This is a genomic window from Streptomyces sp. NPDC102402, assembly GCF_044765765.1.
Taxonomy (GTDB): domain Bacteria; phylum Actinomycetota; class Actinomycetes; order Streptomycetales; family Streptomycetaceae; genus Streptomyces.
Map to the genome: position 1 here is coordinate 40,450 of NZ_JBIWKR010000009.1, position 25,749 is coordinate 66,198.

The following is a 25,749-nucleotide window of genomic DNA, read 5'->3' on the forward strand; positions in this document are numbered from 1 at the left end:
TGGAGCGGCCGGGGATCGCTAGCGGCTCCCGGGTGGGGGCGGTGGAACGGGTCTAGCGGACGGGCGCGGGGGCGATGCGGTCCATCACCTGCGTGCCGGCGGTGATGACGATGTCTCTGAGCCGTCGGGCCTCGCTCAGGGGCCGCTTCTCGGGGTCGATGACGCAGACCGTGCCCAGCACGGTGCCGCTCTCGTGGATGAGCGGTGCGCCGAAGTAGGAGCGGATGCCGACCGCGTCGACCACGTGGTTGCCGCTGAAGCGCGGGCTGGCGTGCACGTCGTGCAGCGGGAGAGCCTTCTTGCGGGCCACGACCTCCGGGCACCAGCCGTGGTCGTGGCTCATGGTGCGGCCGACGATGACGTATCCGCTGTCCGCGGGGGGCTGGTGCAGTCCGACGAAGGTCTGCTCCTCCAGGAACAGATTGACGAACCCGTACAGGAACCCGGCCTCCTCGGCCATGTCGCGGGCCAGCTCGTCAAAGTCCTCGCTGGGAGCGGTGGACAGGCCCAGGCGCTCCAGCAGCTCGTACCGCTGAGCCAGTTCGGTCGCCTGCCGGGCCTGCGGGCCGGTGACGGCGGCGCCGGCCGGGATGGACAGCCCGTGGGTGCCGTTGCACATGCCGCGTTGCGGCAAGGACAGCGCGAGCGGGGCGGCCTGGGGCACGAGGTGGGGGGCGTTGGGCTGATATGACATCAGGCGTCCTGGAGGGTGGTGGTGGATGTGGGGCGAGCGGGTCCTGCCGGTGCGTTCTGCACCGCGTGGCCGACGAGGGTCAGTAGGACCCCGGCGACGTGGCTCGGATTGCGGGCGTCCCACGAGGTCGCCCTCACCCCAACCGCCCAGCGGGGCGAAACGTCGGTGACCACCGGTACAGAGGCGGGCAGGTCGAGGGCGGCGCGGACCTGTTCGGGGTGGTAGCGGTGGGCTCCGTCGAAGTGGTTCACGGCGACGACGAAGGGCAGGCCGATGTCCTCGAAAAAGCTCACGGGGGTGAAGCTGCTCTCCAGGCGGCGGGTGTCGACCAGGACGACCGCGCCGACGGCTCCCCGGGAGAGGTCGTACCAGAGGTCGACGAACCGGTCCTGGCCGGGCGTGCCGAACAGGAACAGCTCCAGAGGTACGGGCGCGTCGGGGAGGCTGAGGCGGCCGAAGTCGAAGGCGACCGTGGTGGTCTGCTTTGCCTCGACGCCTTCCAGGCTGTCCACGTCCGTGCTCGCCTCGGTCAGGTACTCCTCCGTGCTCAGCGGCGTGATCTCGCTGACCGCGCCCACGGCGGTGGTCTTGCCGGCGCCGAAACCCCCGGCGATCACGATCTTCAGCACGGTCGGTGCACCAGCATGCGAGGGCGCCGAAGTCGGCAAGCCCACAGGCGGGTCATCCGGCCTGGCGGTAGGCGATGGCATCGGGAAACTTCCTTTTCAGGGCCACTGAGAGGGCCGCCAATAGGTGGGTGGTGGGACGCTCATCTGCGTTTGCGTTGGAGGGGGCGTAGGCGGCGGTGACAGAGATGACCAGGGCTTGGGAGTCCAGGAGGTCCGAGACGAGGATCTTGACGGCGGTGACGGGGCGACCGAGCCGTCCCGCCAGCTCGGTCACCGAGCGTCGGTGACCCCGGCACAGGGCGAGGATCTCTTCGCATTCCTCGGCCTGGCCCAGGCCGGGCCGTCCGGGGCCGGCGTCCAGCACGGTGTCCAGGCCCAGCAGGTGCCGCGGCCTGGTGCGCCCGCGCGTCAGCGTGTAGGTCCGCACGAACGTCGAGTCCTCGGCCGCATCGCGGCGGGTGCTCACCGGGACTCACCACCTGTGCCGACGCGGACAGGGATCTGCATGTAGGGGGCAAACTTCTGGATAAGGCGCCCCGTCTCGAATCCGACAGGCCCGGCGTCGGCGTCCGGGGCAGTGATGACGACGAGGACGGTGTCCACCTCACCGCGTTCGTTGCCGGGGTGGTCGTCGAAGGCCGCGCTGCGACCGGCGCTCTGGATGAAGAACAGGCAGTCGTCGCGCTCGATGATGACCTGCCGGGCCGGCAGCTTCTGGCGGCTGGGGCCGGTGGTATTCGACGCGAGGGAGGCCACTCCGCTGAGCGCGGCCGACAGTTCGTCCGCCCAGTCCTTGTCGATGTCGCTGTCCAGTAGCCGCAGCCCGTCCCGCGACAGCAGGACGGCGTGCGTGACGCCCGGAGCGTCGTTGGCGAACTGCCGCAGCAGCCAGGCCATGTCATCCCGCTGATGGCTGGCCGTCGTCTCGGATGCGGGCGCGACGCCGGTCGTCGGGTTCATCTCGGGGTGGGTGCTCATAGGGATTGCTCCAGAAGGGAAAGGGCCGGCGGATATGTCCGGGCCACTGGGAACGCGGAGGGGACGGGTGATAGTCAGGGCCTGGGCTGCTCGGCCGAGGCTGGAGGAGAACCGGCGGCCCCGCCGGCCTTGATGCCGGTGCGGAAGGCGGCTGCGAGCCCTGGCGTCGCCGCTGTCGCGGGGGCTTGCTCCCGCTCACGTGGTGGAGGGAAGGTCCCTGCCTGCCGTGTACGCCGGGGAAGATCGGGCGCTGGAGCAGCGCGCCCCGCCACGTCGGCTCCCGGCGGGCCCACGGTGATCGGGCGCTGGACCTGTCCTGCAGAAGGGGCAGCCGGTGCTGCGGCAGCCTGCCGTGGCGGGAGTGTGGAGGGGCGTGTTTCCCGGCGTCGAGCGCCCGCGTCGCCGACAGGGGGAATCGCTACGAGGAGCCGGGCCGGAATGACGACCAGAGCCGTCGTGCCTCCCGTCACGTTCTCTTGCAGGAGAACGGACAGTCCGTGTGACTGGGCGATCTTCGCGGCGACCAGCAAGCCGAGCTGTCCGTCTCGCACCTGACCGCTGACATCGACCTCATTGGGGGCCTTGAGCAGATGATTCATCCGTGCACGGGTCTGCGGGTGCATAGGGATGGCCCTGTCCTCGACCTCGACCGCCAGGCCGTTCGGCACTCGCTGCGCCCGCACCGTCACCTTCGTTGCCGGGTCGGAGCACTCGCAGGCGTTCTCGATCAGCTCGGCCAGCAGGTGCGTCAGGTCCGGACCCACGTGTCCGGGAAGCCCCAGCTCACCCCCCACGGAACCGGCCGCGACCACCACGCGCGGATACTGCACCACTTCGGAGACCGCACCACGCAGTGTGGTCGTGATGGGCACCGGTCGGCGCACGCTGCGCAAGGACTGTCCGCCCAGCACCGCCGTGCTCTCCACCTGACGACGCATCCGCGTCACGAGGTGATCGATCTCGAAGATCTTTGACAGCAGCTCCGGGTCGTCGGTCAGCATCTCCAGCTGACTGAGTGCCGCCAGGGCCTTACCGACCAGGGCGTGCTCCCGTGTGGCCAAGCGGCGTAGCACTTCCAGAAGGACGACGGACTGGGACTCGTCGTGCACGCGTATCAGCGAGGCGACGGACTGCAACTGGAGTGCACTGAGCGCCTTGTCGATCTCTGCGGTCGCACTGGCCGGCTGCGGCATCTGCATGTCCGGCAGCGGCGGTCGTGCCCCTCGGCACAGTTCGTCCGCCGACCACGCCACCGACTTCTCGACGGCCGCCGCAGCTCCCGTGACGGCGGTCAGCACCGCAGCTCGCCGTTCCTCTGCGGCTGTCTGCACGGATTCGGCGGCCGTACGCACTCCGCGGGCCGCTACCAGTGCGACCCCGGTCAGTCCGCAGACCAGGCCGACCAGGAGCCAGCCGAGAGCCACCGCAGCCGTCGACCAGACGGCGAAGGCGACGCCCAGCAGGCCCGCAAGAAGCAGCAGGGGCAGCACCACAGCACGACGGACACAGTGCACCGTGAAGGCATCGGTCCGTGGCGACCGCCGGCGGCGGTGGCCGGTCGCGGTCGGCCGTCTCGGGAACGGGCTGTCAGGCATGGGAATCCTCGTCAGTGGAATAGGGGCGGCTAGGCGTACTGCGACGTCAGGGCCTTGCGGTTCTGTTGCGGCCCACATGAGGGGGAACGGGGCGCCGGAACCGCCACCGAGCCTCGGTGAGAAGAGGACTGTGTCGCCAGCTGCTGCAGGAGCAGAGCACTCTGGATCAGGCCCATGTGGCTGAACGCCTGCGGAAAGTTCCCGAGTTGGCGCTGCTGGATGGGGTCGTACTCCTCGGCGAGGAGGCCGAGGTCGTTGCGCAGCGCGAGAAGACGTTCGAACAGGGCGTGGGCCTCATCCAGGCGGCCGGTCAGGGCCAGGGCATCCACGAGCCAGAAAGAGCAGAGGACGAAGGTGCCCTCATCGCCCATCAGGCCGTCCACCCCGGCGTGGTTGCCGATCGTCGGGTACCGGCGCACGAGCCCGTCCGGCGTGGACAGCTCCCGGCGCACGGCGTCCACGGTGCCGATGACGCGGGGATCGTCGGGCGGAAGAAAGCCGACCCGGGGGATCAACAGCGTGGCGGCGTCCAGTTCCTGCGAGCCGTAGGACTGGGTAAAGGTGTTGCGCTCCGGGTCGAACCCCTCGGTGCAGACTTCGCGGTGGATCCTCTCGCGCAGCTCGACCAGAGGGCCCGGATCCAGCGCCAGGGCGCCGGCCTCGGCCAGGCGAATGGTGCGGTCGATGGCCACCCAGGCCATTACCTTGGAGTGGACGAAATGCTGGCGTGCCCCGCGGATCTCCCAGATTCCCTCGTCGGGTTCCTGCCAGCGCTGGGCCAGGTGCTCGATGAGCCGCTGGTGCAGGGCCGCGGTGTCGGCGCAATGGGCGACACCGCTCTGGTGGGCGAGGTAGAGGGTCTCGATCAACTCTCCGTACACGTCGAGTTGCAGCTGGTCCGCCGCCCCGTTCCCGACCCGCACCGGGGTTGATCCCTCGTACCCCGAGAGCCAGGGCAGCTCCCGCTCCCGCAGATCACGCTCGCCGGTGATCCCGTACATGATCTGCAGGTTTTCCGGATCACCGGCCACCGCCCGCAACAGCCACCGCCTCCACGCCTGGGCCTCCTGCCGGTATCCGGTCCCCAGCAGCGCGGCCAGGGAGGTCGAGGCGTCGCGCAGCCAGGTGAAGCGGTAGTCCCAGTTCCGTCCGCCGCCGATCTCCTCGGGCAGCGACGTGGTCGGCGCCGCGACGATCCCGCCGCTCGGCGCATACGTCATCGCCTTCAGCGCGATCGAGGAACCGACCACTGCCTCGCGGTAGGGCCCCTCGTAGGTGCATTCCTGCGTCCAGTCCTGCCAGAAGGCGAGCGTCTCGGCGAGCGCGGCCTCCGGGTCGGGAACCTCCGGTGCGGCTGCGTGGGAGGGGCACCAACTGAGCACGAACGCCACGCTCTGCCCCGCGGCGACGGCGAAGGCACTGACGATGACGCCGTCCTTCTCCGCCTGCTGGACGCCCGTGTCGAGCCACAGGGCATCCGCGCCGGCCTCCGCGACCATGCGGCCCCCGGCCTCGTGGATCCACGGGCTGACGCTGCCGTACCCCGGCCGAGGACGCAGAGCTGAGACCATCTCCACCTCGCCGGTCACGCCCTCGACGATCCGGATCACCTGCGGTGCCCCGTCGCGCGGCGGCATGAAGTCGAACACCCGGACCGATCCGGCCGGGGTGCGCCACAGCGATTCGAGGACGAGCGAGTCACCGCAGTACCGGCGCTCGGCGACCGCTCCGACGTCGGATCGGCCAGCAGATAGGACCGGAGCGATCTGCCAGGAGCCGTGTTTCTGGGTGCCGAGCAGGCCGGCGAAGACGGCCGGTGAGTCGAAGCGAGGCAGGCACAGCCAGTCGATCGAGCCGTCGTTGCAGACGTGAGCGCTGGTCTGCATGTCGCCGATCAGGCCGTACTGCTCGATACGCGGAAGGCGAGTCATCGTGTGGATCTCCGTAGGCCCCGAGAATCCGGGGATGGCTTCGGGGCCGCCGTAGCGGCCGGGAACTGTCGGTAAGGAGGAACTCCGGTGGCTACCGGTGTGGAGGAAGTTCGATCTGCCTCGGCGTGTGGTTCTCGTCCCGTGAAGCGGTGCGGCGGGTTCCTCGACCACTGCACAGGACCAGCCACGCCACGGGGCCGAGAATCAACGCGATCAGAACTGCCCCGGTGACGGTCATGCCCGGGGCACCGACGCGGCCAGAACCAAGCAGGCGAAGGCAAGAGCGAAGACCGAGCCGCGCAGCACGTTGATCCGCGGCTTCCACCAACGCCGTCTCCGCCGCTGCCTCACGGGAGTAAAGCCGTGGGCTTGCACGGCAGCGATAAGTGCCTGGGTTGCCTCCGCCAGCTTGACCAGATGCACCCTGCCGGGCATGTAGCCGTCGGGGACACCCGCCGAACCGAGCTGCTGCGCACCGCGTAGCGCTGACGACTCTGGCGGGGCCACGAACCCAAGTTGGCTGATGTGACCGCGAAGGCGCACCGCTAGTTCCTCCACATCACTGGCGCTCTCCGGCAGCGGCGAGTCCTCGCCCAGCACCAGCGACACCGTCTCCGCCGCGGCAACCGCTTGATCTCGCTGCACATCGGCCGGCCCCATGGCGATGTAGCCCCGCCTGCCTCGACCATCGCGGTAACAGGCTTCCCGATGCAGGACCAGCGAGAGACGCATGACACAACTCCTGTTTGGATCAAGCCAAGTTGAGTGAAGTTCGCCGTAGGGTGGCGACGGTTGACGTGCAATGTGAGTGATCGGGCCGCTACGTTGAGCGAACCGCGAATCCCCGCCGAGGGGTATGCCTGCACGGCGGTCAAGGCCGTCAAAGGCGTCAAAGATCATTTCGGAACCGAGGGGCAGCCCATGGCCCGTGAGCGAAACGTCGCCCTCGCCGCACTCCTGCGGGAAGCGAGCTGGTCGCAGCCCCAAGCAGCCGCCGCGGTCGCCCGCGTGGCCGCGGAGAGCGGCGCGCGTGAGCTGGAGGCCATCTCCCGCTCGCACATCGCCATGTGGGTCCAGGGAACGCGGCCGAGTGGAAGGGCGCCCCATATCCTTCGCGAGACGCTGTCCCGCAGGCTCGGCCGCCGCCTCACCTTGGCTGACCTCGGGCTGGAAGGCGAGCCGGCAGGCACGACCGACAGCGGTTCCGACTGGAGCGTCGACCCTCTGACCGTGCTCGCCGAGCTTGGAAGCGACGACCTCGATATGCACCGACGCAAGCTGCTGGCGACGACCGCGTACTCGGCCGCCGGCCTCGCATTGCCCACCGCTTCGTGGTGGGCAGCCGCCCCTAACGCAGCGGCGAAGCGCCCAGCAGTGTCCCCCCGGCTGGTGACCCAGGCCGACATCGATGATGTCCGCGACCTGACGACCTTCTACTCCGCTCGGGACCAGCAGCGCGGTGGAGCCGCGGGGCGCTCGGCCCTCGCCGGCCACCTTCGCGACGAAACGGTGCCCCTGCTCGGCAGCAGGTTCCGCACGGAGCAGGTCCGTCGCGACACGTACTCGGCCGTTGCGGAGATGACCTACCTGGCGGGGTGGATGGCTTTCGACGCCTCCGAGCACCGCACCGCCCAGCGCTATCTCACCCTGGCGGCCCGCATCGCGGCCGAGGCGGGCGACGGGCCGCTCGGGGGTCACATCCTTCGCGCTCTCGCGCACCAAGCTGTGGACCTCGGGCACCCTCGGCGAGCGCTCGCCCTGGCCGAAGCATCCATGTCCCGCGACCGGTACGGCCAGGCTAGCCACCGCGAGAGGGCTCTGCTCGCGATCGTTCACTCCCGAGCCCTCGCGGCAGACGGCGACCGCGCCGGCACCCTCGCGGCCATTAGCCGTGCAGAGCAGGATCTCTCCCACGCAGACAACAACGATGCCCCCAGCCGTGTGGGCTTCTTCCAAGAAGCCTCCCTGGCCCATGAGACCGCCTGCGCCCTGCGCGACCTGGGCCAGCCGCTGGACGCGGAGATCCACTTCCAGCGCAGCGTTGCCACCCGCCGCCGACAGCAATACGCCCGCACCCACAGCGTGACCCTCGGCTACCTCGGCGCCGTCCAGGTACAGCAGGGACGCCTCGACGAGGCGTGTGCCACCTGGAACCGGGCCCTCGACGCCATGGTCGGCGTCCAGTCCGGCCGCGCCCGCGACGTCATCGTCCGCATGCAGAGCGACCTCTCGCCCGTCCGCCAACGCGGCGGTCGCCACGTCGCCGAACTGGACCGGCGAGGGCGAGACATGCTGCGCGCCATAAGCTGACCGACTAGCAGATCCGCGGCGCCGGCCGGAGGCCGCCGCACGCGCTACGCCCAGGGAGAGGAACGAGCGCTGATGGTGACGTACGAGGTCGAATCGATTGCAACGGTCGTCGGGGGCCACACCCGCGTTCAGGACGACTATCAAGGCGCGGTCGAATCGATCATCAGGCTCGACGACGCGTATCCGCTCGAGACCTTGCAAGGAATTGAGGAGTTCTCTCACCTGGTCGTGACCTGGCGCTTCCACTTGGCGGGACCCGAAGATGTCCAGCTCCATGCGCGCAGTCCTCGGGGAAACCAGAACTGGCCGGCGACCGGTACGTTCGTCCACCGCAACCACCGGCGCCCCAACCAACTGGCGATCAGTTACCCGCGGTTGCTGAAGGTCGAAGGTCGGGACCTCTTGGTCACCGATCTCGACGCCGTTGAAGGGACGCCGGTGATTGACCTGGCGCCGTATTTCGAGCAGATGGGGCCTCGGGGCCCGATCTGTCAGCCGGCATGGCCTGGCGAGATGCTTGAACCGCACTACTGGGCGAAGGCAACGGAACGGCCCTCGGAGCGCTCTGCGTAGCGGGAGTGACTGAGTTGCGCTACTCGTCATTCGCATGGTCGAGGACCAGCTGGAGGTCTGACTCAAGCCGCAGCCCTCGCGTCCCGGAACTCACACCACGTCTCCTCGCCGTTGCTCTCCCACGCGTCTGATATCGCGTCGACAAGCCGGATCCCGCGCCCCGATTCACGGTCGCGTCCGGCCTCCTTGAGTGCTGCTGGCACCGGGTTGTGGTCGGTTACGGAGACGCGCACTACGTCGCCGGCCACCGTGATCTGGACGATGACTTCGCCCTCACCGTGAATCACCGCGTTGGTGACCAGCTCCGAGACGGCCAGTACAACGAACTCTGCCACCGGCTTCGAAACACGGCACCGCCGCAGGAACGCCCTGGCTACCTGCGGCATCACCGCAACTACCCTGAGGTCAGGGAGCAAGGCAGCCTGACAGGCATGGGATGCCGCGGGTACTTCTGCCCATGCTGATGTGCTGCGTCGGTCCTCCTGAACTGACCTCACGTATGACACGCCTGCTGTGGCCGCAGAGCCTCGGATGCCCCTGTCGGGCGGGGGTGCTTCTTGGAGCCTGGTCATGGGGGCTATCGCATCGCGCGGAGACGCCGTCGACCAGGGGAATCCCGCGGGGGAAAATTCTGTCAAGGGGGGAAACTGGAGGGGGAATTGAGGTCATGATTGGATTCCGCCCACCAATAGAGGTCACACTCATGCCAGATCCGTTCGCCGACCTTCTCCTACGGCTTCGGCAGGATGCGGGCCGGACGCAGGAGGAGCAGGCAGACGCGATCAACGCTGTCTCCGGCCGGGACACCATGACCCGCCGAGAGATCAGCCGCTATGAGAACTTCGAGAACGTCCCTACCAATCACACAATCGGCCACATCGCGGCGGCCTGCGGTGTCCCCTTCGAGGAACTACGTCGGGAGGCAAAGGCTGCCCGCGCTCGCAAGAGAATGGGGTATGCCAATGCAGGGGAGGACCAGGACGCCGTGAAGCGTCGCACACTGCTGGGTGGCGCTGCTATTGGCGTGAGCGCGGCTGCCGAGCCCTGGGGGCGACTCGCCCTCGCCCTCGGTAAGGGGTCCATGATCGATTCGCCCTCCGCCGTCGCGCTCATCGACCGGGCTGCTGAACTGCACGTCCAGGAACTCAACCTCAGCGCCCGGCGACTACAAAGCACGGTCGAGTCACATCTTGACGCGATCACCGCCGCTCTGCCTCGTGCCGGCGAGCACGAACGGGCTCTCACTCTCGCAGCCGGAGAAACGGCTGCCCTGGCTGGTTGGGTGGCCTGGGACCTTGGCGAGCTCGACAAAGCCGATGCCTACTACAAGGTCACGTCGCAGTGCGCGGCCACCGCTGGACACCCTCCACTCCGAGCCCTGGCCCTGACCTACGCCAGCTACGGCGCTTCAACGCCGAAGGTGAAGTTGGAGTTCCTTTCCCAGGCGGCCAACGACGTGCGAGGCTACGGCAACGCTACTGCTGCCGCCTGGGTCCTCGGTAGGCACGCGGAGGAAGCTGCGGCAGCCGGCGACGAGACGGGAGCGCTCCGGGCGTTGGACCGAGCGCGCTTCGCTTACGACTTCGCGGATCACGCCAGCGAGCAGGCGTGGGTTCGGTTCGTGACCCCGTACCGCATGGACTCGTTGGCTCTCTCCGTATACGGGCGGTTGCGGCGTCCCGAACTCACCGCTACAGCCGACACCGCAGTCCACCGTCTCGGAGCTGAACTCCCGGACGGAGGCGTTGTGGTCCTCGGAGATCTCGCTTCGGCTCTGCTGCGTGGAGGTGACGTCGACCAAGGGATCTACGTGGCACGCCAGTTCGCGTCTGCGGCACAGGCTAAGCCCAACACGATGGGCAGGGAGCGTGCGGCGGCTATGGCAGCCTCCCTCCCCGACAGCGAGCAGGAACTCGCCGTCCACCTGCAGCAGTTCGCCTCCTGAGCTTCCTCGCGTGGTAGGCGAGCAAGCCCAGGTCGCGAACATCGTATGGCCGGCCCGACGCTCCTCAGTCCTGTGCCGTCTCCTCAACTACCCAGGACAGGTACGCCTCCGACCCACCGGTCACGGGCAGCGTGATCCACTGGGGGACGTCATAGGGGTGCTTCTCGTGCAGCCACGCCTCCAGCACCGGGAGGCGGTCCGTCGTAGTCATGTACGAGATCCGCCACTCCTGCGCCGTCTCGACCTTCCCCTTCCACCAGTAGAAGGCGGTGATCGGCGCATCGATGTGAACGCCCGCTGCCAACTTGCTCTCGACCGCGCCCCGGGCCAGCACCTTCGCCTGATCCTCGTCATTACTGGTCGTTTGCGCGATCACAATCTCGTGGGCCATGCAACTACCTCTCCAGCTCGGGTACCGCGACCCTATCCAGCCGTCCAGCGCATGCCGAAAGTCGGTCGCTAACGGTGACGATGGGCGGGACTCACCCACCGCCTGGATCAGTCAGACGGTAGCGCGTCATTCGGGGTGGCGCTTCGCTTCTACCCCACGGTGAAGGTCCTCTCGTGTAAAGGCTTCGTGATGCAGATGCCGGCCTTTGCTTTGCGCCTCAAGGGGCTCGAGGCAGAAGGGCTCCCACGTGGCTTTCGGTAGACATTCGTGTCCCTTGGCAGCGAACCCAGGCGTTTGTCACTGAACTGAGCCTACGCGCAGTCCGACGCAGAACCTGGTGTGTACGTCGATAGAGGAGCACGCAACCGCCAATGAGGGAGAGTGGCGGCTGAATGCGGCCCCTTGGCAGCGAGAGGTGCTGCCCGAGGGCTGCCATGGCGTGAGCAGAGGCAGCCCTCGTCTGTTGTTCGACGAAGGAACGCGACGGATCCGTGGTGCCGGTGAATTGTTCCCTTCGTCTCACCAAGGCCAAGATCAGCGATTCCTTGACGGCTGAGGTTGGGCATTCGCTCACGGCAGACGGGAAAGAACTTCAAAAGACTGGATATCTCCGTCGAGACCATGTCAACGTACAACGTCCCGGCGAACAGCAGGCCAGAGGAGGAGTTGCTCGATGGGTAGAGCAAGGGAGGATAGAAATTCAGCTCCATGAGACTTCCGCTCTGACAGGACTTCCGCCTTGGAGGTGCGTATGTCTGATTCTGATATTCAATCTGCTCACTTCACGGTCCCTAGATTTTTCGTCTTCGGCGGATTGAACGCATGGTCCGGACGTGTTCGTCACTATGGAGCGGTGTTTATCTGACTCTATGTATGCACCTGCGAGGTTGGCAGGTTTGGTGAGGAGCCGCTGCAGCGAAGACGCCGCCGCGTCCGTGCCGTTGTCGCCCATATTGCGACGCACCCTGATGCCGGCCGCGACGGGGTATGCGGCCCGGGCACCGAATGGTTCTAAGCGCCTCATAGTGCGGGAGCTTGGCCGCCTCGTAAACCGTCTGCCGCTGCTGCTCGTAGCAGACGACTCGTCACCGGCTCTGCGCTCGTATCGACTGGCTTCCTGGCCTAGGTTGCCCGGCTCTCCTGCTGATCTCACCGGATGCGGCGCGCAACATAGCCGACGATCGCCGGTTGGCCAAACCGGCGATCGTCAGGACTATTCAGTTGTTCACATTCGACTGTGCTTGGCGGTGGAGTCGTAGTGGACGCAGGTCTCCTGGTCTCACTGCATTTCGTCCCTCACAGGAAGCGCTCCATGCCTACACGTCCACTGCTCGTCCCTCCGGCCAAGCCCGAACCCGCGGGTGCAGTACGCACCTGCTTCCTCAACGTCAAGGACGCTGCCGCGTACCTCGGCATATCACCGCACACGCTTTATGTCTGGCGGCACCGCCGGCAGGGGCCGCCGAGCTTCCGCATGGGCCGCCGCGGCCGGGTCACGTATCGGCTGACGGCTCTCGACGCCTGGATCCATGAGCAGGAATGCGCAGACTCCCGCTCCAACCCTGCTTTGAGTCCGCTGACTGCACCTTCGCAGCGACGTAACCCTGGTGCTTGACCTCATTAAGGTCGTCGTGCGCCGTTTCGCATCCTGTTGAAAGGAAACCAAGCTGTCCGGCTACATCGAGGATCGTTGGCTCAAAAAGAAGAAGGATCCAGTCACCGGGCGAAGGGAGAAAACCGCGCGCTTCGGGAAGGGTAAGCGGTACAAGGTCGCTGGCATACCTGGGGTGCGAGATCGATCCTTCGACGTACTGGAGGACGCCAAGGCGTGGCTTCGCCGGGCGGTCACGGACGAGGAGCGAGGTGATTTTGTAGACCCGCGCGACGGGTCCATCACGCTCGCCGACTACATTGCGACCCATTGGGCACCAGGGCGAGGCGGCGCTCCGAAAACCCAGGACGGTCAGGAGCGTAGAACGCGTCTTCATATCGTCCCGTACCTGGGCCAGCTTCCGCTCAGGAGTATCGCTGCAACGGATCTGCGGACGTTCATAATCAAGCTGGAGTCAACAGTCGCTTCGGTGGACTACCAGCGCGGCATCCTGTCCGAGCTTTCCTCCATATTGGAAGCGGCAGTCGACGACAAGCGCCTCGCGCGGAATCCTATGCGCGCGAAGTCTGTGCGGTGGCCCAAGTCGCCACGGGAGCGGCGCGACGCGTGGCCGATCGCTACGGCACTGCGAGTCCGCGACGCCATCAACCCACGCAACAGGATCGCCGTCGTAGTCGGCCTGGGGTGCGGACTCCGGCAGGGCGAGGTGTTCGGGTTGAGTCCAGAAGATATCGACTATGAGCGCGGCGCGCTTCACGTCCGGCGCCAAGTACAGGCGATTCACGGAAGGCTGTACTTGGCCCTACCGAAGGGGAAGAAGGTTCGGACAGTGGATATGCCTCTCTCGGTGGCCGAGGAGCTGAAACGTCACATCGAAGCGTTCCCGCCGGTAGAGGTGGAGCTTCCGTGGGGGAAGCCGGAGGGGGAGAGGAAGAAGCTCTCCCTGCTGCTCACCACGCGCTTCGGCAACGCCGTCGCGGTGAACACATGGAACACCTACACCTGGAAGCCCGCCTTGGCTCAGGCCGGCGTCATCCCGCCGCGTGCCGAGGGGGCGAAAGCCTGGCAGTGGGCAGCAGCCCCGAAGGATGGCTTCCATGTGCTTCGGCACACCTACGCCTCGATCATGCTGGAAGCCGGAGAGTCGGTTGTGACCTTGGCGCGATGGCTCGGGCATTCCTCGCCCGCGATCACCCTCGGTTACTATGCTCACTTCATGCCGGAGGCAGGCAGCAAAGGGCGGGGCACCATCGACGGACTGCTCGGGGAGCGGGGAGAGCGGCACGCCAGTCGAAACTCCCCAGATTCTCCCCAGCGTCGTTGACCGCCGATTGTCGCCCTCGCGCCTCGGAGGGGGCTGTCCGTGGATTGCAAGGCTGTAGAGATGGGTGGCCTGGGAAAATGCTGGAAGAGGTCGTAGCGACCCGCTATGTCACGCCCCTGCGTGAGGGCGGATCGCTCCCCGGGATCGTCGAAGCCGACGACCTCGGCACGTACGTCATGAAGTTCACCGGGGCCGGGCAGGGGCGCAAGACCCTGGTGGCGGAGGTCATCTGCGGGGAGCTCGGCCGGAGGCTGGGGCTGCGGGTGCCGGAGCTGGTGACCATCCAGCTCGACCCCGTCATCGGTCTCGCCGAGCCCGACCAGGAGGTGCAGGAGCTCCTCAAGGCCAGCGCCGGACTGAACCTGGGGATGGACTACCTGCCGGGGTCGCTCGGTTTCGACCCGCTCGCCTACGAGGTCGGTGCTGCGGAGGCCGGGAGGGTCGTCTGGTTCGACGCGCTGATCAACAACGTGGACCGTTCGTGGCGGAACCCCAACATGCTGGTCTGGCACGGCGAGCCGTGGCTGATCGACCACGGTGCCACCATGATCTGGCACCACAACTGGCCGGGTGCGCAGGCGTCCGCGGCGAAGCCGTACAACGCCTCCGACCACGTGCTCGCGCCGTTCGGGCCGGACGTCGCCTCCGCGGCCGCCGAGCTCGCCCCGCTGGTCACGGAAGAACTGCTCACCGAGGTGGTGGCGGAGGTGCCCGGGGAGTGGCTGGCCGGAGAGCCGGGCTTCGAGAGCGCGGACGAGCTGCGCCGGGCGTACGTGGAACCGCTGCTGGCACGCGCGGGCGGCATCCACGAGCGCGTCGTCATGGACGGGCCCACGAAGACGCGGCCCTCCCAGGCCCCTGGGTGGCTCATGGAGCGCTTGACGCCCCGGCCGCACCCCACCACGAAGGACCGCGACGCGCAGACGGGCGCCGGACGTGACAGCAAGGACGGCGGCCGATGAGCAAGCGCGATGTCTTCGAGTACGCGGTCCTGCGCGTCGTGCCACGGGTCGAGCGCGGTGAGTGCTTCAACGCGGGCGTGCTGGTCTACTGCCGGGCGAAGTCCTTCGTGGCGGCGCGGACGCACCTGGACGAGCGGAAGCTCAGGGTGCTGGACCCGCAGGCCGATGTGCGCGGTGTGCTGGCCGCTCTGCGGGCGGTCGAAGGTGTCTGCGGCGGCGGTGAGGCGGCGGGCCAGGCAGCTGGTGACGACGCGGGGCGCCGCTTCCGCTGGCTGATCGCGCCCCGTTCCACGGTCGTGCAGCCGGGCGTCGTGCACAGCGGCCTGACCACGGACCCGGCCGCCGAGGTGGAGCGGCTGCTCGACCTGCTGGTGCGCTGATACCGGTGCCGGAGGGGCTGCCCGGAACGCACCGGGCGGCGCCCCCGTCCGGTGTGACATGCGTCCGTGCCCCCGTGGGCCGTTGACACCGGGTGCCAGGGCTTCTAGCGTCTCGTCTGCTGAAGGTACTAAGCGGTTGCTCAGTTATCGGGAACTTCCTGACGTCCGCTGAGCCGCGATCCAAGGGCGAGGAGAACCAAGCATGTCCACCACCGAGCAGCGCGTCGCCATCGTGACGGGAGCGGCACGGGGCATCGGCGCCGCCACCGCCGTACGCCTGGCGGCCGAGGGCCGCGCCGTCGCCGTACTCGACCTCGACGAGGCGGCGTGCAAGGACACCGTCGAGAAGATCACCACCGCCGGGGGCAAGGCCCTCGCCGTCGGCTGCGACGTGTCGGACAGCGCCCAGGTGGAAGCCGCCGTCGCGCGCGTCGCCGCCGAGCTCGGCGCCCCGACGATCCTCGTCAACAACGCGGGTGTGCTCAGGGACAACCTGCTCTTCAAGATGAGCGAGTCCGACTGGGACCTCGTCATGAACGTCCACCTCAAGGGCGCGTTCCTGATGGCCAAGGCTGTGCAGTCGCACATGGTGGAGGCCAAGTTCGGCCGCATCGTCTCGCTCTCGTCCTCCTCGGCACTGGGCAACCGGGGTCAGGCCAACTACTCCGCCGTCAAGGCCGGCCTCCAGGGTTTCACGAAGACGCTCGCCAAGGAGCTCGGCAAGTTCGGTGTGACCGCCAACGCCGTGGCCCCCGGCTTCATCGTCACCGAGATGACCGCGCAGACCGCGGCGCGGGTCGGCATGGGCTTCGAGGAGTTCCAGGCCGCCGCCGCGACGCAGATCCCGGTCCAGCGCGTGGGGCGCCCCGAGGACATCGCCAACGCGATCGCCTTCTTCACCGGCGAGGACGCGGGCTTCGTGTCCGGCCAGGTCATGTACGTCGCCGGCGGACCGCTCAACTGATTCCCGGAAGGGCAACGGACACCATGACTGTGCAGGACAGTGGCAAGGTCGCGCTCATCACGGGCGCGAGCAGGGGCATCGGTTACGGCATCGCCGAGGCGTTCGTGGCCCGGGGCGACCGCGTCGTCATCACGGGCCGCGGCGAGGACGCCCTGAAGGAGGCCGTGGAGACGCTCGGCGCCGACCGGGCCGTCGGCATCGCCGGCAAGGCGCACGACGAGGCGCACCAGGCCGCGGCAGTCGCGGCGGCCATGGAGGCGTTCGGCCGGGTCGACTACCTGATCAACAACGCCGGCACCAACCCCGTCTTCGGGCCGATGGCCGAGCTCGACCTCAACGTCGCCCGCAAGGTCTACGAGACCAATGTGATCTCGGCCCTGGGCTTCGCCCAGCAGACCTGGAAGGCGTGGCAGAGGGAGAACGGCGGGGCGATCGTCAACATCGCCTCGGTCGCGGGTGTCTCCGCGTCGCCGTTCATCGGCGCCTACGGCATGAGCAAGGCCGCCATGGTCAACCTGACCCTCCAGCTGGCGCACGAGTTCGCGCCGGTCGTGCGGGTCAACGCGATCGCCCCGGCCGTGGTGAAGACGAAGTTCGCGGAGGCGCTCTACGAGGGCCGGGAGGCCGAGGCCGCGGCCGCCTACCCGCTGGGCCGGCTCGGTGTCCCGCAGGACATCGGCGGTGCGGCGGCGTTCCTCACGTCCGCCCAGTCCGACTGGGTCACGGGGCAGACGCTCGTGGTCGACGGCGGTATCTTCCTGAACGCCGGCGTGGCCTGAGAGGGACTGCGCCAGTTTGGTCCTGATTGACTCAAGTGCCTCGCCGGGCCAGCAGATTGTCCCGGCGAGGCACTGCGGTATGGTCTGCCGACCCAAGGCTGATCGAGGAGCGTGCACGTGTTCTACCGGGCCAGTCTGCAGACTGTTGCAGCCCTTGCTTCCCTTTCTCTGCTGACCGGCTGCGGCCTGCTGTCCGACAGCAGTTCGGAGACGGACCAGAAGATATCCGTCGGAACGACGAGCCAGCCCTCGACCCTCGACCCGGCGGCGGCCTGGGACGGCTCCTGGGAGCTGATGAGGAACGTCTTCCAGACCCTGGTGAGCTTCCCGACCGGCAGCACCAGCCCCGAGCCCGACGCGGCCAAGGAGTGCCTCTTCACCGACGCCACGAGCATGGCCTACCGGTGCACCCTGCGCTCCGGCCTGACGTTCTCCAACGGCGAGAAGATCGATGCCGAGGCCGTGAAGTACTCCATCGACCGGATCGTGAAGATGAAGGTCAAGGGCGGTCCGGCGGGACTCCTCGGGTCTCTCGACCGGGTGGAGACCAAGGGCGACGACACGGTCATCTTCCACCTCGGCAAGGCGGACGCGACGTTCCCGTTCATCCTGGCCACTCCCGCGATGTCGATCGTCCCGCCGGGGGAGTACCCGGCGGACAGTGTCCGCGACGACGGCAAGGTCACCGGCTCCGGTCCGTACCTCCTGGACGCGTACGAGCCCGGCAAGCAGGCCGAGCTGACGAAGAACCCCAGCTACAAGGGGTTCGCCGACCGGAAGAACACCGCGGTCACGATCCGCTACTTCGATGACTCCGCCCCCATGGTGGAGGCGCTGAAGAAGAAGGAGATCGACGCCACCTACCGCGGCCTGACCGCCGAGGAGGTCATCGGACTCGAGGACAACAAGAAGGACAACAACGGTCTGCAGATCGTCGAGTCCGTCGGCGCCGACATCCGCTTCCTCGTGTTCAACCCCAAGGACCCGGCGGCCGGGAAGCTCGCCGTCCGGCAGGCCATCGCCCAGTTGGTGAACCGCGACGCCCTCGTGGCCAAGGTCTACCGGGGCACCGCGGAACCGCTCTACTCCATGGTCCCGAAGGGCATCGCCGGGCACGCCACCAGCTTCTTCGACTCGTACGGAGACCCGGACAGCGCCAAGGCGAAGGCCATACTCTCCGACGCGGGCATCACCGCCCCGGTCGAGATGACCTTCTGGTACACCACGGACCGCTACGGCTCCTCCACCGCTCCCGAGTTCACCGAGCTGAAGCGCCAGCTCGAGGCGTCCGGGCTCTTCCGGATCACGCTGAAGAGCGCGCCGTGGAAGTCCTTCCAGGAGGGCTTCACCAAGGGCGACTACCCGGTCTTCGGACGTGGCTGGTTCCCCGACTTCCCGGACCCGGACAACTTCATCGCTCCCTTCGTGGGCCAGGACAGCGTCACCGGCACCCCGTACGTGACCGACGAGATCACCCAGGAACTCCTGCCGTCCTCCCGCAAGGAGAGCGACCGCGGTGCGGTCTCCGCGCAGTTCAAGCGGGCCCAGGAGATCCTCGTCAAGGACGTGCGGCTGCTGCCCCTGTGGCAGGGCAAGCTCTACGTGGCGGCCGGCGAGGACATCGGCGGCGGCGAGCGCGCGCTCGACCCGCAGACGGTCATGCAGATGTGGGAGCTGTACCGCAAGACCAGCTGGTAGGAGGGCTGCGGCAGGTCCGTTGTCAGTGTGCCCCGGTAGGTTCTGTGGTGAAGAACAGACTGCTTACCGGAGGTTGTGGACGTGACCGACACCGACCTGCTGCCCGAGTCCTGGCGCGGCGTCCTCGGCGAAGAGCTGCAGAAGCCCTACTTCAAGGAGCTCCTCGACTTCGTCGAGGAGGAGCGGGCCCGTGGGCCGGTGTACCCGCCGCGCGAGCAGGTCTTCGCCGCGCTGGCGGCCACGCCCTACGACCGGGTGAAGGTGCTCGTCCTGGGCCAGGACCCCTACCACGGCGAGGGCCAGGGCCACGGCCTCTGCTTCTCGGTCAGGCCGGGAGTCAGGACGCCTCCCTCGCTGCGCAACATCTACAAGGAGATGAACGACGAGCTGGGCCTGCCGGTCCCCGACAACGGCTATCTGATGCCGTGGGCCGAGCAGGGCGTCCTGTTGCTCAACGCGGTGCTCACGGTCCGTGCCGGCGAGGCCAACTCGCACAAGGCCAAGGGCTGGGAGAAGGTCACCGACGCGGTGATCCGCGCGGTGGCCGACCGTCCCGACCCCGCCGTCTTCGTCCTCTGGGGCAACTACGCCCAGAAGAAGATCCCGCTGATCGACCAGGACCGGCACGTGGTGGTCAAGGGTGCGCACCCGTCCCCGCTCTCCGCCAAGAAGTGGTTCGGCTCCCGTCCCTTCACCCAGATCAACGAGGCCGTCGCCGCGCAGGGCCACGAGCCGATCGACTGGAGGATCCCGGACCTGGGCCCGCAGGCGACCCTGCCGGCGACCGCGGCCCGCGCCTGAGCGGGATTGCCGGTGGCTGCGGCTAGCGTCGGAGCCACCGGAACAGGCCGGACGTTGATCAGGGAGACCTCTGACGTGGAGCAGCGGGAAGTGCCGGGGGATGTCGTCATGACGAGGATCGGCCAGGCGATCATGCTGCTCCACGCGGGGGACCGCGAAGAGGCCAGGAATCGGTTCGGAATCCTCTGGTCGGAGATCGGGGAGTCCGGGGAAGCCCTGCACCGCTGCACCCTCGCGCATTACATGGCGGACACCCAGGACGATCCCGGGGACGAACTCGCCTGGGACCTGAGGGCGTTGACGGCTGCGGAAAGCCTGAGGGGAGAGGCCGCCGCGGAACCGGCGGCGGAGCACCGGGACGCCGACGCGGTGCGGGCCTTCTTCCCCTCGCTGCATCTCAGTCTGGCGGCGGACTACCTGAAGCTGCAGCGCTTCGGGGCGGCCCGGGTCCATCTGGACCGGGCCTGGGACGCCGTCACGGTCCTGGAGGGCGACGGGTACGGCGGTGCGGTCCGCGCAGGCATCAGACGGATGGAACAGCGACTGCGGGGGAGCGCGGCCGGGCAGTGACGCGGCCCGCTCCCGCGCAGCCGCCCCTGGTCACTCGCCGGTGGCGCCGTCGATCCGCTCCCGTACGAGGTCGGCGTGCCCGTTGTGCCGGGCGTACTCCTCGATCATGTGTGTGTAGATCCAGCGGAGGCTGAAGGGCTTGCCGCGCCGGCCGACGCCGACGGACCGGTCGTCGAGGGCGAACTTCGCGGCGTTGGCCCGGGCGTGTTCGATCTCTGCCAGCCAGGTGGTCCTGGCCTCGGCCCAGGTGTCCGCCTCGGTGAGATGGAACTCCCCGTCCGGGTCCTCGTCCGTCCCGTAGATCGGCGGCAACTCCTCACCGGTGAGCACTTCGCGGAACCAGCCGCGTTCGTTCTCGGCGAGGTGCCGCACGAGGCCGAGCAGGGTGAATTCCGAGGGGGGAACCGACGCCTCCCGCAACTGGGCGTCGGTGAGGCCCTCGCACTTCATCGCCAGAGTCGCCCGGTGATAGTCCAGCCACCCCTCCAGCATCTGCCGTTCGGCTGCGTCGGTCGCGGGCTCGGAGCGTTCTTCTGTCGTCATCGCGCCATCCTCCCGCAGCGGTGATCGGCAGGGCCATTCGTTTCAGCGGTTCGCGTCAGTGGTTCCGAGCATCCCGTGCAGGAGTTCGGCGCAGCCTCGGCGCAACTCCTCCTCGGTGGGTACGGCCCGGTGGTAGGAGCCCGCGGCGCAGGCGAACATCATGCCTTCCGCCCAGGCGACGACCGACAGCGCGTGGCGTTCCGGCTCGGCGGACCCGGCAGCGGTCATCAGCGCCACCAGCGGCGTGCGGAACCGCTCGCCCGCGCTGTCGTAGAACGCCCGCAGGCCGGGCCTCCGGGTGGCCTCCAGGGCCAGTTCGTACCGGCAGACCAGGAGCTCGGTGCCGCTGGTCAGGTACCGGTGCAGAGCGCGCGCCAGCCCTTCGGCGACCCGCACCGGATCACCGCTCGCGAGCCACTCCCCGGGGGTGAGCACCTGGGCCTCCCGCTCGGCGAGCCGGCGTACGGCCGCCTCCAGCAGGGCCTCCCGGGTGCGGGCGTGGTTGGACGTCGAGCCCTGGGGAAGTCCGGCCCGCTCGTCCACCCCCCGGTGGGTCAGCCCCCTCATCCCGCGCTCGGCGAGCAGGGCGAGCGCGGAGTCGGCGATCAGGTCGGCGCGGGAAGGAGGCACCGATCCCCCGGAAGGGGTGACGTGCGCGGATGCGGAGCGTGTGGACATGGAGTCAGCCTACCGCCGTCGACTACACCTGTAGTACGGTGGAATCCGCGTACTACAGATGTAGTTCGAAGGAGGGTTCAGTCATGAGGACGTCCCATGCGGTGGTCATCGGCGGTGGAATCGGCGGACTGACCGCCGCCGTGGCCCTCCACCGGAGCGGGTGGCAGGTCACCGTGACCGAGCGCTCCGCCTCGCTGGAACCCGTGGGCGCGGGCATCAGCCTCGCCCCCAACTCCCAGCGTGCCCTCGATGTGATCGGGCTCGGGGACGCGGTCCGGGACCTCGCCGCCTGGCAGGGCGACGGGGGGATGCGTACGCCGTCGGGCCGCTGGCTCGCCCGCACCGACAGCGCCGCCGCGGCCGCGCGGTTCGGGGGGCCGCTCGTCCTGCTGCCCCGCTCGGCGCTCGTCGAGCTGCTCCGCGCCGGACTTCCCGGGGCGGCGGTGCACACCGGCACACCGGTGCGGCTCGTGGATCCGGGCCGCGCGGGCGGGCGCCGCGCCGTGGTCAGGACACCCTCGGGAGACATCGAGGCCGATCTGGTGGTCGGCGCCGACGGAGTCCGCTCCGGGGTCCGGGCCGCGCTCTTCCCCCGTCACCCCGGGCCCTCGTACAGCGGATTCACCACCTGGCGTGTTCTCGCCCCCGCGCCCGGCGGCCCGTTCGTCTCGCACGAGACGTGGGGCCGGGGGTCGCTCTGGGGCAGCCACCCGATGAAGGACGGCCGGATCTACGCCTACGCCGCCGCCACGGCTCCGGCCGGAGCGCGGGCCGCCGACGACGAGAAGGCCGAGCTGCTGCGCAGGTTCGGTGACTGGCACCATCCGGTGCCGGACATCATCGACGCCGTCGAGCCGGGCCAGGTCCTGCGCCACGACGTGCACCAGATGACCGTGCCCCTGCCGGTCTTCCACGGGGGGCGGGCCGTGCTCGTCGGCGACGCCGCGCACGCCATGGCGCCCACCCTGGGCCAGGGAGGCAACCAGGCCATCGAGGACGCGGTCGTACTCGCCCACCACGTGGCGCCGGACACGGACCTGGGAGCGGCGCTGGCCGCCTACAGCGCCGACCGGCAGCCGCGTACCACCGCGATCGTCCGCAAGGCGGCGCGGATCTCCCGCATGATGCAGCTCTCCGCCGCCCCGGCGGTCGCCTTCCGCGACGGGCTGATGTCCGCGGCCTCCCGCCTCGGACCGGGGCTCGTCCTGCGCACGTTCGACGGCATCGCCGACTGGCGGCCCCCACAGCGCACGTATGCTGCCAGGACCAGGGAAGGACTGTGGACGCGACCGTGACAAGTCCCTGGTCAAGGCGACAGGGAGAACCTCGTGAAGGTCGGCTGCATCGGACTCGGCGACATCGCGCAGAAGGCGTACCTGCCGGTACTGACGACCCTGCCCGATGTCGAACTACATCTGCAGACCCGCACGCCGGCCACGCTGGCGGCCGTCGCCGGTGCCCACCGGATCCCCGCGACGCGGTGCCACGAGGATCTCGACTCCCTCCTGGCCCAGGGACTGGACGCCGCCTTCGTCCACGCGCCGACCGCCGCGCACGCGGAGATCGTGGGGCGGCTGCTCGAAGCGGGCGTCCCCACCTATGTCGACAAGCCGATCTCCTACGAACTCGCCGACTCCGAACGGCTGGTGGCCCTCGCGGAGGAGCGTCGCGTCACCCTCGCCGTCGGCTTCAACCGCAGGCTGGCCCCGTCGTACGCGCAGTGTGCGGAGCACCCGCGCGAGCTGATCCTCCTGCAGAAGAACCGTGTGGGACTGCCCGAGGACCCGCGCACCCTGGTCCTCGACGACTTCATCCACGTCGTCGACACCCTGCGCTTCCTGGTCCCCGGGCCGGTGTCGAACATCGTCGTGCGCGCACGGGTCGCCGACGGGCTGATGCACCACGTGGTGCTCCAGCTGTCCGGCGACGGCTTCACCGCCATCGGCATGATGAACCGGCTCAACGGGTCGACCGAGGAGATCCTCGAGGTCTCGGGCCAGGACACCAAGCGGCAGGTGCTCAACCTCGCGGACGTCGTGGACCACAAGGGCCAGCCGACCCTGCGGCGCCGCGGCGACTGGGTGCCGGTCGCCCGTCAGCGCGGCATCGAACAGAGCGTGGTGTCCTTCCTGGACGCCGTGCGCGCCGGTGTGGTGCTCAGCGCCCGGGACGCTCTGGAGACCCACCGCCTGTGCGAGCGGGTGGTCCTGGACGCGTCGGAGCAGGCGTTCTGAGGGAGCGCAGGCCCGCCGCACCGAAGAAGACGGCCAGCACCGCCAGAGCGCCGTACACCGGCCAGGCGCCCAGCCGGACGTAGAGGGTGGTGCCCCGGGCGAGCGGCACGTCGAAGACGGCGGCCTCACTCGCGTCGGTGCCGAGCGGCGCTCCCACCCGTTCGCCGCGCGGGCCGTAGACCGCGCTGATACCCGTGAGCGTGGCGTGCACCATCGGGCGGCCCGACTCGGCGGCCCGCAGCGCCCCCAGCGAGGCGTGCTGCTCGGGGGCCCAGCTGTGCTGGAACGTCGAGGTGGACGACTGGGCGACGAGCAGCTGGGCACCCTCCTTCGCCAGGTGCCTGCTCATGTCCGGGAACGCCGATTCGAAGCAGACCAGTGGACCCACCCGCAGCCCGTCCGGCAGGTCCATCACCACCGGGCCGCGGCCCCTCAGCCGGTCCTCGCCCGCAGCCTTGCCCACCGAGGTCGCCCATCCGAGCAGGGCGCGGGCGGGGACGTACTCGCCGAACGGCACCAGGCGCATCTTGTCGTAGCGGTCACCGGTCGGGCCGTCCGGTCCCACGAGGACCGCCGACTTGAAGATCCCGGCGCGGTCGGGGCCGTCCGTGCGCCGGGCGTCCATGTTGACCAGGACATCGGCCCCGACCAGACGCGACAGAGCGGCGATCCTGTCCGCCGTCCGAGGGCTCCGCGACAGATCCACGCCCACACTGCTCTCGCCCCACACGACCAGGTCCACGTCCTGGCCCGCGAGGCCACGGGTCAGCTCCTCGCTGCGCGCGAACCGGCGTTCGACGCTGCCGGAGCCGTCGATCACACCCGGTTGCACGACGGCGATCCGCGCCGAGCCCGTCTCCTCGGGCCGCGGCGCCCAGGCCGCTGCCGCCCCCACGGCCACCGCCCCCGCGACCAGGCACGCGGCCGCGGCCCGCCGGGCCGCGGATGCGGAGATCAGCAGGACGGCCAGGGTGTTCACGGCCACCACCCCCAGACTGACCAGCCACACGCCGCCCACAGAGGCGGTACGCAACGCGAGCGGGACCTCCCACTGACTGGCACCCAGCAGCCCCCAGGGCCCGCCGAGGCCTTCCCAGGAGCGGACCAGCTCGATCATCAGCCATCCGGACGGCACCACGGCGACAGCGGCGACGGCACGCCCTGCGGACGGTGATCCGCCGAGCAGCCGGGCGACCAAGAGGCCCCAGGGAGCCCACAGCAGTCCGAGGAGCGCCGCGAGCAGGAGAATGAACACATGCAGGCTCGGCATCAGCCAGTGGTGTACGGCGAGCACGAAGCCTGTGCCGCCGAGCCAGCCGTCGAGGGCCGCGCGACGTGCCGTGCCCGCCGAGCGGATCAGCAGCAGCCACGGCACCAGGGCGACATACGCGAACCACCACAGCGACGGGGCCGGGAACGCCAGGGCGGGCAGGGCACCCGCGCACAGTGCCGCGGCGCCGCGGCCGGACCGGGAGCGCACCAGCCGACCGAACGGCCGTGTACCGCCCGCACCCGACGGATCGCCGGGAAGCCGCCCGCCCCGCTTCGGCATGCATCTCCTCCTCGCCGGTCATCCGCCTGATCCCAGTGTGGTCCAGAAGATCAGGAGCGCACAGGGGGCGTGCCGGGGCCACCGGGAGTGTGCCGCCCCGTGCGGCGCGGGATCATCCGGCGCCCCCGGGCGCGCACCGCCACATCTCGTGTGCCGTGACCGACCGGATCCGCCAGCCCACGTCCGTACGCCGCAGTTCGAAGACGTACCGGCCACCCGTCAGGAGGGCCGGGCCGCTTCCGCCCTCACCGGCCGCCGCCGGGCCCCTGGGGCTGAAGTAGTCCGCCCGTACCCGCGCGCGGTCCCCCGGGTAGCCGCCCAGGTCCTCGAGGTCCAGCCTCCGGTTGACGATCAGGTGCTGGCGGACCGGGAAGAGCCGCAGGCCCTCCGCCAGCCACCGCACGCCTTCGGCGGCGGTCTCCTCGGACCCGCCCGCACCGCGGTGGTCGGCACGGCCGTCGGGCGTGAACAGAGCGGTGCAGGCGTCCCACGCGCCGTCGTCCACCGCCACGGCGTAGTCGGTGATCACTGCATCGATGGAGAGCCGGTCCATCACCGTCGCGAGAGCCACGCGCTGTGTCATCGCCCAAGTCTCCGCCGGTGGCA

General features: G+C 69.0%; 27 protein-coding genes. 14 read left to right on the plus strand and 13 right to left on the minus strand.

Going from position 1 to position 25,749, the window contains the following annotated elements; genetic code table 11:
- Positions 1-52: 52 nt before the first annotated feature.
- The 7 genes from ACIRJR_RS24695 to ACIRJR_RS24725 all read right to left on the minus strand — a co-directional run bounded on the left by ACIRJR_RS24695 (position 53) and on the right by ACIRJR_RS24725 (position 6,559).
- Positions 53-694 (minus strand): GAF domain-containing protein, encoded by a 642-nt coding sequence (locus ACIRJR_RS24695; protein WP_403784344.1) that lies wholly within the window; start codon positions 692-694, stop codon positions 53-55.
- Positions 694-1,323 carry a GTP-binding protein gene (locus ACIRJR_RS24700; RefSeq protein ID WP_403784346.1) on the minus strand — a complete coding sequence of 210 codons (630 nt, stop codon included), beginning with the start codon at positions 1,321-1,323 and terminating at the stop codon, positions 694-696. The genes ACIRJR_RS24695 and ACIRJR_RS24700 overlap by 1 nt, the downstream gene beginning before the upstream one ends.
- A 52-nt stretch (positions 1,324-1,375) precedes the next feature.
- Positions 1,376-1,789 (minus strand): DUF742 domain-containing protein, encoded by a 414-nt coding sequence (locus ACIRJR_RS24705; RefSeq protein WP_403784348.1) that lies wholly within the window; start codon positions 1,787-1,789, stop codon positions 1,376-1,378.
- Entirely contained in the window at positions 1,786-2,301 is a 516-nt protein-coding gene (locus tag ACIRJR_RS24710; RefSeq protein ID WP_403784350.1) for a roadblock/LC7 domain-containing protein, read from the minus strand. The genes ACIRJR_RS24705 and ACIRJR_RS24710 overlap by 4 nt, the downstream gene beginning before the upstream one ends.
- Positions 2,302-2,375: 74 nt before the next feature.
- Complete coding sequence (locus ACIRJR_RS24715; protein ID WP_403784352.1) at positions 2,376-3,896, minus strand: sensor histidine kinase; 1,521 nt, start codon at positions 3,894-3,896, stop codon at positions 2,376-2,378.
- Positions 3,897-3,925: 29 nt separating this feature from the next.
- On the minus strand, positions 3,926-5,827 hold the full coding sequence (locus tag ACIRJR_RS24720; RefSeq protein ID WP_403784354.1) for a glycoside hydrolase family 15 protein: 1,902 nt from the start codon (positions 5,825-5,827) through the stop codon (positions 3,926-3,928).
- Between the two features lie 234 nt (positions 5,828-6,061).
- Complete coding sequence (locus ACIRJR_RS24725) at positions 6,062-6,559, minus strand: DUF6415 family natural product biosynthesis protein (RefSeq protein WP_403784356.1); 498 nt, start codon at positions 6,557-6,559, stop codon at positions 6,062-6,064.
- 189 nt (positions 6,560-6,748) lie between these two features.
- On the opposite strand from ACIRJR_RS24725, the gene ACIRJR_RS24730 reads away from it, so the two are divergent.
- Positions 6,749-8,137 carry a Tat pathway signal protein gene (locus ACIRJR_RS24730; protein ID WP_403784358.1) on the plus strand — a complete coding sequence of 463 codons (1,389 nt, stop codon included), beginning with the start codon at positions 6,749-6,751 and terminating at the stop codon, positions 8,135-8,137.
- 72 nt (positions 8,138-8,209) lie between these two features.
- Entirely contained in the window at positions 8,210-8,710 is a 501-nt protein-coding gene (locus ACIRJR_RS24735; RefSeq protein WP_403784360.1) for an SAM-dependent methyltransferase, read from the plus strand.
- Between the two features lie 62 nt (positions 8,711-8,772).
- Here the strand turns inward: ACIRJR_RS24735 and ACIRJR_RS24740 are convergent, their stop codons facing one another.
- Entirely contained in the window at positions 8,773-9,282 is a 510-nt protein-coding gene (locus ACIRJR_RS24740; RefSeq protein ID WP_403784362.1) for an ATP-binding protein, read from the minus strand.
- 131 nt (positions 9,283-9,413) lie between these two features.
- On the opposite strand from ACIRJR_RS24740, the gene ACIRJR_RS24745 reads away from it, so the two are divergent.
- Positions 9,414-10,655 (plus strand): helix-turn-helix transcriptional regulator, encoded by a 1,242-nt coding sequence (locus ACIRJR_RS24745; protein ID WP_403784364.1) that lies wholly within the window; start codon positions 9,414-9,416, stop codon positions 10,653-10,655.
- Between the two features lie 64 nt (positions 10,656-10,719).
- Here ACIRJR_RS24745 and cutA read toward each other — a convergent pair whose 3' ends face one another.
- The gene (gene cutA / locus ACIRJR_RS24750; protein ID WP_403784366.1) at positions 10,720-11,046 is read right to left on the minus strand and encodes a divalent-cation tolerance protein CutA; all 327 of its coding nucleotides are present in this window, start codon (positions 11,044-11,046) and stop codon (positions 10,720-10,722) included.
- Between the two features lie 1,312 nt (positions 11,047-12,358).
- On the opposite strand from cutA, the gene ACIRJR_RS24755 reads away from it, so the two are divergent.
- The 9 genes from ACIRJR_RS24755 (at position 12,359) to ACIRJR_RS24795 (ending at position 20,136) form a co-directional block, all read left to right on the plus strand.
- The gene (locus ACIRJR_RS24755; protein WP_403784368.1) at positions 12,359-12,661 is read left to right on the plus strand and encodes a helix-turn-helix transcriptional regulator; all 303 of its coding nucleotides are present in this window, start codon (positions 12,359-12,361) and stop codon (positions 12,659-12,661) included.
- Between the two features lie 466 nt (positions 12,662-13,127).
- A complete protein-coding gene (locus ACIRJR_RS24760) occupies positions 13,128-13,982 on the plus strand; it encodes a tyrosine-type recombinase/integrase (RefSeq protein ID WP_403784370.1) in 855 nt (284 codons plus the stop codon).
- Between the two features lie 77 nt (positions 13,983-14,059).
- Positions 14,060-14,944: a HipA family kinase gene (locus ACIRJR_RS24765; RefSeq protein ID WP_403784372.1), complete on the plus strand. Its 885-nt coding sequence runs from the start codon at positions 14,060-14,062 to the stop codon at positions 14,942-14,944.
- On the plus strand, positions 14,941-15,324 hold the full coding sequence (locus tag ACIRJR_RS24770) for a DUF3037 domain-containing protein (protein ID WP_403784374.1): 384 nt from the start codon (positions 14,941-14,943) through the stop codon (positions 15,322-15,324). The genes ACIRJR_RS24765 and ACIRJR_RS24770 overlap by 4 nt, the downstream gene beginning before the upstream one ends.
- A gap of 202 nt (positions 15,325-15,526) precedes the next feature.
- A complete protein-coding gene (fabG, locus tag ACIRJR_RS24775; protein ID WP_329226396.1) occupies positions 15,527-16,288 on the plus strand; it encodes a 3-oxoacyl-ACP reductase FabG in 762 nt (253 codons plus the stop codon).
- A 23-nt stretch (positions 16,289-16,311) separates the two neighbouring features.
- Positions 16,312-17,067 carry an SDR family oxidoreductase gene (locus tag ACIRJR_RS24780; RefSeq protein WP_403784376.1) on the plus strand — a complete coding sequence of 252 codons (756 nt, stop codon included), beginning with the start codon at positions 16,312-16,314 and terminating at the stop codon, positions 17,065-17,067.
- Between the two features lie 117 nt (positions 17,068-17,184).
- A complete protein-coding gene (locus ACIRJR_RS24785; RefSeq protein WP_403784378.1) occupies positions 17,185-18,765 on the plus strand; it encodes an ABC transporter substrate-binding protein in 1,581 nt (526 codons plus the stop codon).
- Between the two features lie 81 nt (positions 18,766-18,846).
- Positions 18,847-19,566, plus strand: coding sequence for a uracil-DNA glycosylase (locus ACIRJR_RS24790; RefSeq protein ID WP_403784380.1), 720 nt, complete (start codon positions 18,847-18,849; stop codon positions 19,564-19,566).
- 75 nt (positions 19,567-19,641) lie between these two features.
- Entirely contained in the window at positions 19,642-20,136 is a 495-nt protein-coding gene (locus ACIRJR_RS24795; protein ID WP_403784382.1) for a hypothetical protein, read from the plus strand.
- A 30-nt stretch (positions 20,137-20,166) separates the two neighbouring features.
- Here the strand turns inward: ACIRJR_RS24795 and ACIRJR_RS24800 are convergent, their stop codons facing one another.
- Complete coding sequence (locus ACIRJR_RS24800; protein WP_403784384.1) at positions 20,167-20,679, minus strand: DinB family protein; 513 nt, start codon at positions 20,677-20,679, stop codon at positions 20,167-20,169.
- Positions 20,680-20,721: 42 nt separating this feature from the next.
- Positions 20,722-21,357 carry a TetR/AcrR family transcriptional regulator gene (locus tag ACIRJR_RS24805; protein ID WP_403784386.1) on the minus strand — a complete coding sequence of 212 codons (636 nt, stop codon included), beginning with the start codon at positions 21,355-21,357 and terminating at the stop codon, positions 20,722-20,724.
- Between the two features lie 83 nt (positions 21,358-21,440).
- Here ACIRJR_RS24805 and ACIRJR_RS24810 point away from each other — a divergent pair, with 83 nt between their 5' ends.
- Both ACIRJR_RS24810 and ACIRJR_RS24815 read left to right on the plus strand, forming a co-directional pair.
- The gene (locus ACIRJR_RS24810; protein WP_403784388.1) at positions 21,441-22,652 is read left to right on the plus strand and encodes an FAD-dependent monooxygenase; all 1,212 of its coding nucleotides are present in this window, start codon (positions 21,441-21,443) and stop codon (positions 22,650-22,652) included.
- 33 nt (positions 22,653-22,685) lie between these two features.
- Positions 22,686-23,591: a Gfo/Idh/MocA family protein gene (locus tag ACIRJR_RS24815; RefSeq protein ID WP_403784390.1), complete on the plus strand. Its 906-nt coding sequence runs from the start codon at positions 22,686-22,688 to the stop codon at positions 23,589-23,591.
- Here ACIRJR_RS24815 and lnt read toward each other — a convergent pair.
- Positions 23,515-25,143, minus strand: coding sequence for an apolipoprotein N-acyltransferase (gene lnt, locus ACIRJR_RS24820; protein ID WP_403784392.1), 1,629 nt, complete (start codon positions 25,141-25,143; stop codon positions 23,515-23,517). The genes ACIRJR_RS24815 and lnt overlap by 77 nt on opposite strands.
- A 112-nt stretch (positions 25,144-25,255) precedes the next feature.
- Complete coding sequence (locus ACIRJR_RS24825) at positions 25,256-25,726, minus strand: nuclear transport factor 2 family protein (protein WP_403784394.1); 471 nt, start codon at positions 25,724-25,726, stop codon at positions 25,256-25,258.
- Between the last annotated feature and the right edge of the window lie 23 nt (positions 25,727-25,749).

Bases quoted from the DNA above. Each gene is read 5' to 3' on its own strand.
- ACIRJR_RS24805 (WP_403784386.1), bottom strand. From the start codon at position 21,357: ATGTCCACACGCTCCGCATCCGCGCACGTCACCCCTTCCGGGGGATCG.
- ACIRJR_RS24770 (WP_403784374.1), top strand. From the start codon at position 14,941: ATGAGCAAGCGCGATGTCTTCGAGTACGCGGTCCTGCGCGTCGTGCCA.
- fabG (WP_329226396.1), top strand. From the start codon at position 15,527: ATGTCCACCACCGAGCAGCGCGTCGCCATCGTGACGGGAGCGGCACGG.
- ACIRJR_RS24720 (WP_403784354.1), bottom strand. From the start codon at position 5,827: ATGACTCGCCTTCCGCGTATCGAGCAGTACGGCCTGATCGGCGACATG.
- ACIRJR_RS24755 (WP_403784368.1), top strand. From the start codon at position 12,359: ATGCCTACACGTCCACTGCTCGTCCCTCCGGCCAAGCCCGAACCCGCG.
- ACIRJR_RS24740 (WP_403784362.1), bottom strand. From the start codon at position 9,282: ATGACCAGGCTCCAAGAAGCACCCCCGCCCGACAGGGGCATCCGAGGC.
- ACIRJR_RS24780 (WP_403784376.1), top strand. From the start codon at position 16,312: ATGACTGTGCAGGACAGTGGCAAGGTCGCGCTCATCACGGGCGCGAGC.
- ACIRJR_RS24695 (WP_403784344.1), bottom strand. From the start codon at position 694: ATGTCATATCAGCCCAACGCCCCCCACCTCGTGCCCCAGGCCGCCCCG.
- ACIRJR_RS24730 (WP_403784358.1), top strand. From the start codon at position 6,749: ATGGCCCGTGAGCGAAACGTCGCCCTCGCCGCACTCCTGCGGGAAGCG.
- ACIRJR_RS24735 (WP_403784360.1), top strand. From the start codon at position 8,210: ATGGTGACGTACGAGGTCGAATCGATTGCAACGGTCGTCGGGGGCCAC.
- lnt (WP_403784392.1), bottom strand. From the start codon at position 25,143: ATGCCGAAGCGGGGCGGGCGGCTTCCCGGCGATCCGTCGGGTGCGGGC.
- ACIRJR_RS24810 (WP_403784388.1), top strand. From the start codon at position 21,441: ATGAGGACGTCCCATGCGGTGGTCATCGGCGGTGGAATCGGCGGACTG.
- ACIRJR_RS24745 (WP_403784364.1), top strand. From the start codon at position 9,414: ATGCCAGATCCGTTCGCCGACCTTCTCCTACGGCTTCGGCAGGATGCG.
- cutA (WP_403784366.1), bottom strand. From the start codon at position 11,046: ATGGCCCACGAGATTGTGATCGCGCAAACGACCAGTAATGACGAGGAT.
- ACIRJR_RS24800 (WP_403784384.1), bottom strand. From the start codon at position 20,679: ATGACGACAGAAGAACGCTCCGAGCCCGCGACCGACGCAGCCGAACGG.
- ACIRJR_RS24765 (WP_403784372.1), top strand. From the start codon at position 14,060: ATGCTGGAAGAGGTCGTAGCGACCCGCTATGTCACGCCCCTGCGTGAG.
- ACIRJR_RS24825 (WP_403784394.1), bottom strand. From the start codon at position 25,726: ATGACACAGCGCGTGGCTCTCGCGACGGTGATGGACCGGCTCTCCATC.
- ACIRJR_RS24715 (WP_403784352.1), bottom strand. From the start codon at position 3,896: ATGCCTGACAGCCCGTTCCCGAGACGGCCGACCGCGACCGGCCACCGC.
- ACIRJR_RS24725 (WP_403784356.1), bottom strand. From the start codon at position 6,559: ATGCGTCTCTCGCTGGTCCTGCATCGGGAAGCCTGTTACCGCGATGGT.
- ACIRJR_RS24710 (WP_403784350.1), bottom strand. From the start codon at position 2,301: ATGAGCACCCACCCCGAGATGAACCCGACGACCGGCGTCGCGCCCGCA.